This is a genomic window from Leucobacter manosquensis, assembly GCF_018304845.1.
In the GTDB taxonomy this organism is placed as follows: domain Bacteria; phylum Actinomycetota; class Actinomycetes; order Actinomycetales; family Microbacteriaceae; genus Leucobacter; species Leucobacter alluvii.
Genome location: NZ_JAFEVO010000001.1, coordinates 1,622,222 through 1,635,223, shown reverse-complemented (window position 1 = coordinate 1,635,223; position 13,002 = coordinate 1,622,222). Strand labels below are relative to the sequence as shown.

The 13,002-nt window shown below is 65.7% G+C and carries 11 protein-coding genes; 2 read left to right on the top strand and 9 right to left on the bottom strand.

The annotated features are described in order from the left end of the window. Nucleotides 1-59 precede the first annotated feature (59 nt). On the bottom strand, nt 60-1,049 hold the full coding sequence (locus JSQ98_RS07575) for a glycosyltransferase family 2 protein (protein ID WP_211649058.1): 990 nt from the start codon (nt 1,047-1,049) through the stop codon (nt 60-62). Then, nucleotides 1,046-2,896, bottom strand: coding sequence for a LicD family protein (locus JSQ98_RS07570; protein ID WP_211649056.1), 1,851 nt, complete (start codon nt 2,894-2,896; stop codon nt 1,046-1,048). The genes JSQ98_RS07575 and JSQ98_RS07570 overlap by 4 nt, the downstream gene beginning before the upstream one ends. A gap of 133 nt (nt 2,897-3,029) precedes the next feature. Between JSQ98_RS07570 and glf the strand changes: the two genes are divergently transcribed. Next, a complete protein-coding gene (glf, locus tag JSQ98_RS07565; protein WP_211649055.1) occupies nt 3,030-4,169 on the top strand; it encodes a UDP-galactopyranose mutase in 1,140 nt (379 codons plus the stop codon). Here glf and nhaA read toward each other — a convergent pair. The 7 genes from nhaA to JSQ98_RS07535 form a co-directional block, all read right to left on the bottom strand. Then, entirely contained in the window at nt 4,166-5,497 is a 1,332-nt protein-coding gene (gene nhaA, locus JSQ98_RS07560) for a Na+/H+ antiporter NhaA (protein WP_211649054.1), read from the bottom strand. The two genes, glf and nhaA, sit on opposite strands and share 4 nt — an antisense overlap. Before the next feature lie 97 nt (nt 5,498-5,594). Then, entirely contained in the window at nt 5,595-5,726 is a 132-nt protein-coding gene (locus JSQ98_RS15245; protein ID WP_283242023.1) for a hypothetical protein, read from the bottom strand. A 45-nt stretch (nt 5,727-5,771) separates the two neighbouring features. Continuing rightward, nucleotides 5,772-7,166: a sugar nucleotide-binding protein gene (locus JSQ98_RS07555; RefSeq protein ID WP_211649053.1), complete on the bottom strand. Its 1,395-nt coding sequence runs from the start codon at nt 7,164-7,166 to the stop codon at nt 5,772-5,774. A 2-nt stretch (nt 7,167-7,168) separates the two neighbouring features. Then, nucleotides 7,169-8,170, bottom strand: a complete 1,002-nt coding sequence (gene rfbB / locus JSQ98_RS07550; protein WP_090151743.1) for a dTDP-glucose 4,6-dehydratase — start codon at nt 8,168-8,170, stop codon at nt 7,169-7,171. Between the two features lie 79 nt (nt 8,171-8,249). Beyond that, a complete protein-coding gene (locus JSQ98_RS07545; protein ID WP_090151844.1) occupies nt 8,250-9,164 on the bottom strand; it encodes a glycosyltransferase family 2 protein in 915 nt (304 codons plus the stop codon). Then, nucleotides 9,164-11,131 carry a DUF6541 family protein gene (locus JSQ98_RS07540; RefSeq protein WP_211649052.1) on the bottom strand — a complete coding sequence of 656 codons (1,968 nt, stop codon included), beginning with the start codon at nt 11,129-11,131 and terminating at the stop codon, nt 9,164-9,166. Before JSQ98_RS07540 ends, JSQ98_RS07545 begins: the two co-directional genes overlap by 1 nt. Next, nucleotides 11,131-11,925, bottom strand: a complete 795-nt coding sequence (locus tag JSQ98_RS07535; protein ID WP_211649051.1) for a glycosyltransferase — start codon at nt 11,923-11,925, stop codon at nt 11,131-11,133. Before JSQ98_RS07535 ends, JSQ98_RS07540 begins: the two co-directional genes overlap by 1 nt. Before the next feature lie 93 nt (nt 11,926-12,018). Here JSQ98_RS07535 and JSQ98_RS07530 point away from each other — a divergent pair, with 93 nt between their 5' ends. Then, nucleotides 12,019-12,999: a glycosyltransferase gene (locus JSQ98_RS07530; RefSeq protein WP_211649050.1), complete on the top strand. Its 981-nt coding sequence runs from the start codon at nt 12,019-12,021 to the stop codon at nt 12,997-12,999. Nucleotides 13,000-13,002: the final 3 nt, after the last annotated feature.

Below are 13,002 nucleotides of genomic sequence, written 5' to 3'. Positions count from 1 at the left end.
TCTGCATCAGAACGCCCCCGTAGATCATATTCGCGGGGGCGTTCTCGTTCGCAGATCGTTCAGCGCTGATAGCGCGGATCGTTCGGAAAACGCGGCTGCGGGTCGAACGCGCGAGCCGCCTTGAGTGCGCGGAAGATCCGCTTGCGCACGGGCTTCGCAACGCCGCCTTCGCGCATCTCGAGGAAGAGCCGCCGGTAGTACAACAGATACGAGACCCGCCCCTCCCGGTGCAGGCGGTATGAGGCCTGGTTGCGTGCGCCCTTCTCGAATTTCCAGACGTTGCCCTCGTCGATGAAGCGGTAGTTCACGCCGGCGTTCACCCCCATGTCGTGCACCACTTCGCTGTCGAGGGCGATGATCCCCGGCCCGTACGCGTGGGTGAGTCGCTTCGTGTACTCCTTGTCGTCGAACCAGATGAAGTACTCGCCGAGGGGGAGGCCCTGCTCTTCGATGGCCCAGCGCGGCACCAGCACCGAGACGAACGTGCACTCGACGATGAGCAGCGATTTCATACCGGTCAGGTAGGCGCGCGGCCAGTCCCACGTGGTGATGGGATTGTTCATCTCGCAGAGTGAGCCGTCGATGTACTTGACGAGCGAGCACGCGAAAGGTACTTCGCGGCCGAGCGCTCGGGACGACGCGTCCCGCTGTTCGAGCAGTATGGCCAACGCGTCAGGATCGGGGTAGCAGTCGTCGTCCATGATCCAGACGTAATCCGCGCCGAGGTTGAGGCCGTGGGCCATGCCGTGCTCGAAGCCGCCCGCGCCGCCGAGGTTCTCGTCGAGGTGCAGCACCACGAGGCGGTGGTCGTTCAGCCCGTCGAGGTACTCTCTCGTGCCGTCCGTCGAGGCGTTGTTCACGACGACGATCCAGTCGCACTCGTGGGTCTGCGCCCCCACGGTCGCCAACGTCTGGGGAAGCTTCGGCAAGCGGTTGAACGTCACGATGACCGCGGCGACCCGCGCGCGCTCCGCATCCGCTGAGAGCGCTGCGCCGACCACAGGAATCGGGTGGGTGCCCGGATGTACTTCGGATTCGGATTCGGTCATGCTTCTGCTTTCGGTGTGTGACTGGATTCGGGCAGTTCGTGGTCGCCGTGATTCCCGTCGCCAGGCGGGGGCGTGAGGCGCTGCTCGGCGAGGTCGAGCAGCTCGGCGACTCGGAGGCTGTCGCGGCGGTATTCATCAAGCTCATTCTCGAGCTGGTGCACCCGTTCGGTGAGCGTTTCGAGCTGCGCGCGAGCCCCCCGCGGGCGGGCTCGCATGACGAGACGTTTGATCTGTTGTTTCATCGAAATCTCCTTGCGAGTGAGCGGCGGTACTCCGAGCGTGAATCGGATCCCGTACGGTTGTCGGTCCAGCTCGTGCGGCATCGGGGGAATTGCCTCGGTCTCAATGTTGAGACCGTAGCGTCGGGCTTCTCTGGCGAGGTCGATGGTGCTGAGATGCCACGTAGTCGGATCATCGAACGAGACGTCGGAAGCGTGCTCCCGGTACACGGTGGCGATCGCGGTGCCTCCCGTGCGCAGCGACATCCGGATGAGACGCAGAGTGTTGGCGCGCGCAATGTGTCCCACTTGCTCGAGCAGGTGATTGGCGACGATGTCGACCGGGCCGACGATGTTCAACCGACGGAAGATATCGAGCGAGAGAGTTCGATAGAGGTTCAGGTGCGCGGTCTCGAAGCTGCTGTCAGGGGGGCCGGCCAACGCCCGTGCTCGCGCGACGGCAAGCGCATCAGCCGAATAGTCGGTGGCGATGACGCGAGGCGTCCGCCTCGACTCCGTCGCAGTCATCAGATGTGCGGCGAGCGCACCGCTTCCGGCCCCGAGGTCGAGCACGGTCGGGGCGCTCAGCAATTCTCGCTGCCGTAGAATCCAGTCGGCGCCCGAGCGCCATTGATCGTCAACCTCGTCGTCGCTCGGCGCGCCGACATCCGCGCTGTCCAAGGCATCCTTGTAGAACTCGTTCCAGAAATCGCGCTTGAAGTGATAGGAACCGAACCAGCTCTGGAAACGGCGTGCCGTGCTGCGGGGTGTTCCGAGGTGGTAGCCGGGAATCGGCGTGCGCCAGTTCTCGTCGTAGTTGATGACGAGCCAGGCTTCGGAGTCTGCCGGGGCTGGAAACGGCCGACCGGCGATTTGCACGGTGGTGAACGGCAGCATCTGGTCTTCGCGCAGTGGCCCGCGCACGTGAAACGGCTGATTGATGTTGCCATCGTCGGTGAAGAACGCGGTGAAGACGTCGACGTAGTGGTCGACCGACCCTGATGCGCCTCGGAAGTAGATCTGCATGTGGGTGGCGCTGTGACGCACGACCTCGTAGCCGAGCTGCTGCAGGCGATGCCCGACCGCGAAGCCCTCGCGCGCGACGTCGGCGGGATTCGTGAGTTGCGATAGGTACGCGACGTCGGCGTCATCGTCGTGCGGGAGCAACGCACCCTCTCGCACGCCGCCGAGTAGCGTGCCCCCCACCACAAAGGGTCGCAAGCCCATCTCGGTGAGGTGCGCGATGATCTCCTCGGTACGGTCGAGAATTCGTTCCTGCACTCCGGCGTTCGCGGTCCCGAGTGTCTTGCCGAGACGGCCCCACTTGTTGATCGACAGCGGAATGCCTTCCGCATCGACGATCTGCGTCTCGTGCGGGTCGTCAGTGAAGGCGACGCGCGATGCGCCGAGTACCTCGTCATCTCCCGAACGCCGCAGCACCACTTCGGCGGAACCGGTGAGGTGGGGGTGGAGCGCGGGGGGCCAAGGGAGGGCCTTGGTCGGGGCTTCGTTACGGTCGCGAAGATCGATCGACCACACCCGATGTTCGCCGATGTGGACGTCGACGGAACGCACGTCCTCGGAGAGGTCGGGGAGGGTCAGTCCACGCGGGGTCGCTATGAAGGGCATGGCCGAGAGTGCTGCTCATTTCTGCGCCGTTCATCTGACGCTCGCTGAAAGTTTACGCGCATCTCGCACGCGTTGCGGTGGGCGCGGCGGTGGGTGCAGAACGTCGGCGCGTGCCGCCGGTATGCTCGTTGCTATGGATCTTCTTGTCGTCGGATCAGGTTTCTTCGGACTCACCATCGCCGAGCGCGCTGCGAGCGCCGGCAAGCGAGTCGTGGTGATCGATCGCCGCTCGCACATCGGCGGAAACGCCTACTCGGAGGCGGAGCCGGAGACCGGCATCGAGGTCCACCGATACGGCGCGCATCTCTTCCACACCTCGAACGAGACGGTGTGGGAGTACGTCAACCGCTTCACCACGTTCACGAACTACGTGCACAAGGTCTACTCGAACTTCAAAGACGAGGTGTACCCGCTGCCGATCAACCTCGGCACCATCAACCAGTTCTTCCGCGCAGCGTACGGCCCGCAGCAGGCGCGCGAGGTCATCGCCAAGCAGGCGGAGGAGTTCGACACGAAGTCGGCTCAGAATCTCGAGGAGAAGGGCATCTCGCTCATCGGGCGCCCGCTCTACGAAGCGTTCATCCGCGACTACACCTCGAAGCAGTGGCAGACGCCGACGACCGACCTGCCGGCCGAGATCATCAGCCGTCTGCCCGTGCGGTACACCTACGACAACCGCTACTTCAACGATACGCACGAGGGCCTCCCCACGGACGGCTACACGGCATGGCTCGAGCGCATGGCCGATCACCCGAACATCGAGGTGCGCCTCAACACCGACTTCTTCGACGAGAGCCAGCCGCTGAACAAGCGAGCCGTCATCGGCACCGTTCCCGTCGTGTACACCGGCCCGGTCGACCGCTACTTCGACTACGCAGAAGGCGAGCTCGGGTGGCGCACGCTCGACTTCGAGCAGGAGGTGCTGCCCGTCGGCGACTTCCAGGGGACCAGCGTCATGAACTACGCGGGAGCGGACGTACCGTACACGAGGATCCACGAGTTCCGCCACTTCCACCCCGAGCGCGAATACCCGACCGACAAGACCGTCATCATGCGTGAGTTCTCGCGCTTCGCGACGCGCGACGACGAGCCCTACTACCCGGTCAACACCCCGGAAGACAGGGATCGCCTCCTCAAGTACCGTCAGCTCACTGAAGGCGAGAACGGCGTGCTCTTCGGCGGACGACTCGGCACGTACCAGTACCTCGACATGCACATGGCGATCGGTTCGGCCCTCACCATGTACAACAACAAGCTCGCGGACGTGCTCTAAACGCTCTCCTGATACACGTCGGGCACGCCGTCGCGGTCCGCATCGATCCGATCGCGGCGCTGCACGCGCCCGTAGTGGCGGTTGCGCACGCCGAGGAGCACGGCCGCGAGTGCTGCGGCGACGACCGACGCTGCGAGAATCGCCACCTTGGCCGTGTCATGGGCGACCGAACCCGCCTCGAAGCTGAGCTCGGCGACGAGCAGCGACACGGTGAAGCCGATGCCGGCGAGGAGCCCGACTCCCGCGATGTCGATCCAACGAAGTGCTGGGTCGAGCGCCGTGCGCGTGACCTTCGTCACCAACCAGGTGGTGACGAGAATGCCGATGGGCTTTCCGAGCACGAGGGCCGCGACGATGCCGAACGTGACGGGATTGAGGGCTGCTGCTCGCACTCCGTCCCAGCCGCCGATTGAGACTCCCGCCGCGAAGAACGCGAAGACGGGCACCGCGAACCCCGCCGAGATCGGGCGGAACCGATGCTCGAAGCCCTCGGCGAGACCCGGGGTGGAGCGCTGCTCGTGCTTCCGCGCGTGCAGCACGGGAATGGTGAAGCCGAGCAGTACCCCGGCGATCGTCGCGTGGATGCCGGAGGCGTGCATGAGCGCCCACGCGGTGACGCCGATGGGCAGCAGCACGACCCACGCGGCGAACGGCCGCGTGCTGAAGAACCCGCGGAAGATCTGCGCGATCACTCCGTAGACGGCGATCGCGAGCAGCGCGAAGAGCAGCGGCGCGACGGCGATCGTGTCGGTGTAGAAGATCGCGATGATGCTGATGGCGAGCAGATCATCGACGACCGCGAGCGTCAGCAGGAAGATGCGCAGTGCGGCCGGAAGTTTCGAGCCGATGATCGCGAGCACCGCCACGGCGAACGCGATGTCGGTCGCGGTGGGTATCGCCCAGCCGGCCCGGAGTTCCGGGTTCTGCCAGACGATCGCCGCGTAGATGCCGGCGGGAACGACGACGCCGCCGATTGCGGCAGCGATCGGCAGCATCGCCGTGCGGAAGTGCTTGAGATCGCCGGCGACGAATTCCCGCTTGAGCTCCAATCCGACCAAGAAGAAGAAGACGGCGAGCAGCCCGTCTGCTGCCCAAGCGCCCAGGCTGAGCCGCAAGTGCCACGGCTCGTAGCCGATCTCCCAATCGCGGAGGGCGAAGTAGGAATCGGCGGCGGGCGAGTTCGCCCAGATGATGGCGATGGCGGCTGCGCAGACGAGCAGGACGCCTCCGACCGTCTCCTTGCGCAGGATCGTCGTGATCCTGCGAGCTTCGGAGAAGGTTCCGTAGCGGGGTACGGTCTGGTCGTGTGTTGGGGGCGTGGATTCCACAGCGTCTCCGTTGGTTCGTTCGCAGTCTGGACCGTTTCTGAACGGCAGAACGCGACGTCGAGGTCTGCGGTGCAGACCACGTCGACCGCGCGCCGTACTAGGCTGCGACGAATGTGGGAGTGGTGCCCGAGAGCATCGCTCCCCAGGAGGAGACGTATCCGTTGGTGCCGGGGTGCGACAGCGTCCACTCCATCGGAGTGAAGGTTCGCGGGAGCCCGTGGGAAGTCATCCCTCCCAGGATATCAAACCTCACGACTTGAGCGATGCGAGGCTCCTACGCGTTCGCGAGGTAGGCGACGAGCGCGGTTTCGGCGTCTCGCGGCGCGAAGCCGGTCGCCGTGATCTTGTCGAGGGAGAGCGTGCTGCGGAGCGGGCGTGGCGCCGCTTCCTTCCCTGCGAAGTAGTCGGCGGTGCTCACGCCGGAGACCCGGTGCGGATCGTGCCCCGCGAGTTCGAAGACGCGTCGCGCGATGTCAGCCCACGAGACTGAGGGCCCGGCGTTCGTGAGGTTGTACGTGCCGTAGTCGGGTCGCGTGCGGAGCAGGTGCGCGATCCCCGCGGCGATGTCTTGCGTGAAGCTCAGGCGTCCGATCTGATCGTCTACGACGCTCGGATCGATGCCGCGCTCAGCGAGGCTGCGCATGGTGCGCACGAAATTGCCGCCCTCCCCGATGACCCAACTGGTGCGCACGACGTAGTGGCGCGGCACCGTCGCCACGACCGCATCGCCGGCGGCCTTCGTCTGCCCGTATACGCCGAGCGGCGAGAACGGCTGGAGCTCCGAGGCGCTCTCGTGCGTGCCATCGAAGACGTAGTCGCTCGACACGTGCACGAGGGTGAGCCCGTGCTCCGTCGCCGCGCGCGCGAGGCGGCTCACTCCCACGACGTTCGCCCGCCAGGCGTCGGTGCGCCCCGATTCCGTCTCCGCCTCGTCGACCTTCGTGTACGCCGCAGCATTGATCACCGTGTCGTAGTCGGCCCATCGCACGCCGTCGAACGCAGTGGGGTCGGCGAGGTCGATGCGATCCCGTGCCGCGAAGTCCGCGTCGGGAATCACCTCGCGCAGTGCGCGTCCCAGCTGTCCGTTCGCGCCGAGCACGAGGGTGCGCTTCGGCGCCATCGGCACCACATCGGGGAGCTCGGGGTGCGCGAGATCCTTCCCCGAGCGTTCTGCTTGCTCCAGCGGTATCGGCCACGGGATCGCCGCGGTCGGGTCGGCCAGATTCAAGAATGTGTACTCGCTCTGCGCCTCGGCGCTCCAGTGCGCGTTGACGAGGTACACGTAAGCAGTGTCGTCTTCGAGTGTCTGGTATGAGTTGCCGACGCCGCGGGGCACGAAGATGGCGGTGTCGGGGCCGAGCTCGGCGGTGAATACCGTCCCGAAGGTGTTGCCCTGCCGAAGGTCGACCCATGCGCCGAAAATGCGACCCGTGGCCACCGAGACGTACTTGTCCCAAGGCTCGGCGTGGATGCCGCGCGTCGCGCCGGCCGCGTCGTTGAAGGAGATGTTGTTCTGCACCGGGCCGAAGTCGGGCAACCCGAGCGCCACCATCTTCTCGCGCTGCCAGTTCTCCTTGAACCAACCGCGGTTGTCGCCGTGCACGGGCAGGTCGAGCAGCACCAGGCCTGGGATGGAGGTCTCCTGGATCTTGAGCGGTTTCGTCGCCATGCTCACTGCCCCTGTTCGCGGTACTTGGCCTCGGTTGCGGCCTTCTGCGGGCGCCACCAGTCCTCGTTCCCGCGATACCAGTCGATCGTCGCGGCGAGGCCTCGCTCGAAATCGGGGAATGAAGGTCGCCAACCGAGCTCGGTGCGGAGCTTTGTCGAATCGATGGCGTAGCGCAGGTCGTGGCCCGGCCGGTCGACGACGTGATCGTAGGCGTCGCTCGGCTGACCCATTCCAGTGAGAATCAGCTCGAGCACCTGCCGGTTGTTCTTCTCGCCGTCTGCGCCGATGAGGTACGTGTCGCCGATCCGGCCCGCCTCGACGATGCGCAGCACAGCCGAGGAGTGGTCATCGGCGTGGATCCAGTCGCGCACGTTGAGCCCTTCGCCGTAGAGCTTCGGGCGCTCCCCGACGATGATGTTCGTGATCTGGCGGGGGATGAATTTCTCGACATGCTGCCGGGGGCCGTAGTTGTTCGAGCAGTTGGAGATCGTCGCTTCGACGCCGAAGGAGCGCACCCAGGCGCGAACCAGCAGGTCGGACCCGGCCTTCGTCGACGAGTACGGGCTCGATGGGTTGTACGGCGTCGACTCGGTGAAGCGCTGCGGATCGTCGAGTTCGAGATCGCCGTATACCTCGTCGGTGGAGATGTGGTGGTATCGCGTGCCGTGGCGACGCACGGCCTCGAGCAAGGTGTACGTGCCGATGATGTTCGTATCGAGGAACGGTTTCGGGTCATGCAGCGAGTTGTCGTTGTGTGACTCCGCGGCGAAGTGCACGAGTACGTCGCTCACCGCGACGAGGTCGTCGACCAGCTCGGCGTCGCAGATGTCGCCGTGCACGACGGAGACGCGATTCTCTGGCAGGCCGGCGAGCGAAGCCGCGTTACCGGCGTACGTGAACTTGTCGAGCACGGTCACCGTGTCGTCGGTGTTCGCGACAAGAAAATGCACGAAGTTCGATCCGATGAAGCCGGCAGCGCCGGTCACGAGAATCTTGCGGGCCACGGAGTTCCTCCAGGGATCGGTTCGTCAGACGGTGCGGGCACCCGCTCACGGCGTGCGCGTAGTTCAGTCTAGCTTCAGGTTATGGGCCGAAGGCATGACGCAACATGCGGCCAACGGCGGCGAGCTTGCCACGCAGCAGCGCACCGGGCGCGAGACTGAGCGCGTGTGCACGGGAGGTGAGATGCAGGCGAGCGGCTCGCCGCGTACGGGGCCACCGGTGTCTCTGCGCGAGCGAAGCCGCCAGCCTGAAGAACGAGCGTTCGCCGGCGAAACGGCTGCCGTCGAGCAGCAGCAGCGATGACGCGCTCTCGTCGTGCCGGCGGTAGGCGAACACCTCGTCGGGAACGACGAGCAGCCGTTTGCCGGCGAAGAACATGTCCATGAGCAACGCGAGGTCTTGAATGACCGCGAACTCGTCGCGGAAGGAGAACGCGCGGATCGCTTCGGTGCGGAACGTGAGCGATGGCCAGTAGAGCCAGTCGCCGTGCATGAGTCCGGCCCCGAGCCGGTCGCCAGCAAGCAGCACCGGCCTCGTGGCGCGCGGTCGCAGCAACCGTTGCTTCACGGAGTCGACAAGGGTGGCCGCGGGGGCGCCCTCCGCGTCGATCACGCGGACGCCAGGCTGAATGATATCCGCCTCCGGGGCGACCGCTGAGGCGCGCAGGATCGTCGCAACGTATTCGGGCAGAAGTTGGTCGTCATTCCCCATGACGGTAACGAGTCCCGTCGACGCTGCGGCGACGCAGCTGCGGAAGTTCGCCGTGATGCCCTCGTTGTGCTCTTTCTTCACGTACGCGATGCGCGAATCGTCGAATGACGCGACGAGCTCGCGCGCCGCGTCGCCCGGGTATGCGTCATCGATGATCGTGAGGTGCCAACGCGGGTCAGTCTGCGCGATGACGCTCGCGATTGCTTCCCGGAGGTAGTCGGGCTCGCCCCAATGGGGAATGCAGATGTCGATCGCGGGGGACACTGCGCCTGGAGTCGTACGCATCAGTCGCACCCGACGACGCGGTACAGTTTGGCCTCGCCCTCATGGTCGATGAGTTGCACAGCAGACGAGTCTTCGAGATCTTCGAGCCCGGGCATCTCGTGCACCTTGTCGTGAACCTCGCGTTCGCCGAAGTCGAGCACGAATTCGATGTTCTCGTCCGCGATCGCCTGGCACACCTCGCTACCGGGCTCGGCGTCGCGCAGCTCTTGGTTGACGAGCAGCGTGTTTTCCGTGAAATCGATCATCACGTGCGGCATGGTCACCCACCGGTCGGCAAACGCGTACGCCATTCCAGCTCCGGTCCAGCCGTTGCCTGCGATGGTCGCATCTTCCGGCACCTGTTCTGGCAGGCGTTGGAGGAGGGCAAGTTCATCGGAGGAGATGAGATCTGAGTCTTCGGCGTAGGCGAAGTTCTCGCGGATGTAATCGGTCGCCTTCTGGATCGCCGGGTCGAGCTGGGTGGCAGCGAGCACCCCGAACGCGATGCCGAGCGTCAGCCCTCCGGCGATGACGCGGCGGTCACCCGCGAGTTTCGCGACGGCGCGAATGATCGTGCTCAACCCCAATACGGCAAGTGGGAGCGTCGCAAGGACGGTGATCGATTCGATGCGCGGAATGTTCTGGTACCAGATACCCGTGATCCAGAATCGCAAGCCCCAATGCGGAATGCCGGCCGCAACGACGTAGAGAATCAGTGCGAGGCCGTACGCGCCGAGCATCGCGATCGACACCCGGTCGTGCCGCACGATCGCGACGACGACCCCGACGAGCACGAGAGCCCCGACCACGTACGGGGTCTCGCCGCGCATGAGTTCCGAGGTGACGAACTGCAGCACCGCACGCATCGGGCTGACCTCGCTCTGCCAGAAGGCTTGCTCGCGCGGTGGCCGTACGATCAGGAACATCGCGAATCCGCCGACGAGATACGCCAGCGACGCGATGACGACAGGCCACCGAGGCCGGCCGTCTCGTCGGCGATCGCGAATCGCGTTGAACGACCAGACCAGCACGAAGGGCACTGTGCACGCGAGCAATGCCATGAGCGCGCCCGGGTGCGTGATCGCGAGGCCCGGCACCAGTCCGGCAAGCAGCAACCAGCGGGTGGGGAGCGCGAGTGTTGTGGGGATCCGCTCGAACCCGATCAACCCGACGACGACGGCGAGGGCAGCGGGGATGAGAGAGAACCCGAGGAACATCGGGTACAGCACCCCGTACGCGATCATCAGCATCGGGAACGCCGGGAACGCGGCCGAGAGTACGGCAGCCGAGAGCGCAACCGCTATCCCGCGCCCCAGCAGGGTGCGTGTGAGGAGCACGATTCCAGCACCCCAGATGAAGGCTGCGACGGCCAGGGTGACCGCGTTGGTCGCGACGGGAACGCTGGCGCCGCTCAGATCGACGACGAGCGAGACGACGGCGTGCCACCCGGAGGGGTAGAAGCCGAGGTTGCCCATCGGTGAGTTCATGAGTCCGATCTTCAGCGGGGAGGCGTCGCCCTGGTCGAGCACGAACTGCACCGCGTTGAGATGGAAGATGTTGTCGAATGTCTGCGAGATGTTGTCGGGAGCCCCGATCGCGCGCCCGATCCGCCCCACCATAATGACGCTCACGAGGACGAGGGTTCCGACGAGCGAGATCTTGGCCCCGCGCGACAGGCCGAGCGGGGCGCCGGCCGGCACATAGTCGGCGATCCGCATCACCGGTTGTTTGAAGACGAAGCGCACGAGCATGCCGATCAGCACCGCGAAGACGAGACTGACAGCGAGCACCGAGAGTGCCCCCCAGCGCACGCCGATGAGCGACAGGATGACCGACGACATCGCGATGACGCTCACGGCGATGGGGCCGGCCGTGGCCCACAACCAGAGCCCGCGCAGGCGGAGCGCGACGCCGATCAGGAGCCCTGGGATGAGAATCACCGCGGAAGCGGCGAGGAACGCGGGGACGATGGAGAACCACTCGGTCATCAGCTGAGCTTTCGCTGGTTCGGAGATGCGCCACGGCGCCGAAGAGCCGTTGCGATCATGCGGAGTACGAGCAGACGCGAGCGGAGCACCTGCGGAATCGCCCGGGGCCGGGCTGAAGACGCGTTGCGGTCATGCAGACGGCGCAGCGTGGTGACGTCATCGATGTGGGCGATGCGGCCGGCCAGATTCCCCGCGAGCGCGAGCCAGAGATCGTGCGATTCGGTGAGCCACGACGGGAAGGGCAGTACCCGATGTGCGAAGGAACGCCGAAACCCCATGGCGCACCCGAAGTACGGCATCATGCCGCCGAGCACGCCGAGCGTATTGCGCACCGGAGCCCGGCGGCCGACCCGCGGCAGCCGCCACTCGCGAATGCCGAAGGGCCCCGAAATGGGGCGGTGCTCACCGAGCAGGTCGAGATTGCTCGCCACGACGTCGGCGTGCTCGAGCGCTGCGCGCATTGCATCGACGCGACCGGGCGCCCATACGTCGTCCTGGTCGGAGAGCAGCACCAAGTCGCCGCGCGCCTCCGCGAGGGCATGCTCGAAGGTGCGCACGTACCCGCGATTGACCGGCTGCTCGATGACTCGAATGCGATCGTCGCCGATGGCGCGGATCACGGAGACGCTGTCGTCGGGCGACGCGTCGTCGACGACGACGACCTCGTCGTACTGCCCGAGTTGACCGAGAATGCTCTCGAGCTGCTCGCGGACGAAAGCGGCGCCGCGATAGCTCGCCAGGCATACCGACACCCCCGGTACGGGGTCGGGTGATGCTGGGTCTCTCGGCTGCACTTGCGTATCGTCTCCTCGTGACCGGGCGGCGGCCGCTGGTCGTGTCCCGGGCTCCGGAAGCCGGAGCACCCTCCAGGATAGAGTAAACGCATCATGAATGATGCGAAGCACCTGGATGCGGAACGACGGCCCACGGCACAGCGAGTGGCAGCCATCGTCACCTCCTTTCGGCCTGATGCGTCGCTCGTCGAGCACTGCGCCCTCCTCTCGGAGCAGGTCCACCGCGTCGTCGTCATCGACGACGGCAGCGGCGCCGCTGCAGATGAGGTGCTGACCGCGCTCGCCGACGCCGGCGTGCAGGTCGAACGGCAGCCGCAGAACGCCGGCATCGCGAATGCCATCAATCGCGGGTACGCAGCGATGGAGGCCTTCGACCCCGAGCTCGTGATCACCTTCGACCAGGATTCGAGGGTGACCCCTGGCTTCGTCGAGGCACTCGTCGCGCAGTACGATCGCAGCCTCGAGGCGGGGATCCGGGTCGGTATGGTCGCTCCGGAGTACTTCGCGGGGTTCAAGCAGACGCAGATGCCACAGCGCAACGGGTACCTCGAGGCGTATCAGCCCATTCAGTCGGGGTTGCTCATGCCATTGGCGGTGATCCGAGTGCTCGGGCCGCAGCGCGGCGACTTCTTCATCGACTCGGTCGACACCGAGTACTACCTGCGCGCCATCCGGGCGGGTTACGCCTCGGTCTGCGCGCCGAAGCTTGACATGCCTCACAGCCTCGGACACAAGTTGCACGTGCGCGTGCTCGGCCGCACGCTCAAGAACAAGCGGGGCAATCCGCGTTCCATCTCCGTGAGCAGCCCATTCCGGTACTACTACCGCATCCGCAACCGCATGGTGCTCAACCGCGAGTACCTCTCACTCCAATCGCATCGCGCGCTCATGCTGCGCGACACGTTCCGCGAGTATCTGCACTACTGCTTCGCGCTGTACTGCTGCCGTGGCAAGGCAGCGCTCGTGAGCGTGCTCTGGGCGGGCTGCCGTGCCGGTAGGAAGCGCCGCATGGGCAAGATTCCTGATGCCGTGGCCGCTCGCTCGCGCAAGGTCACCTGGCGCAACCCCGCCTGACCC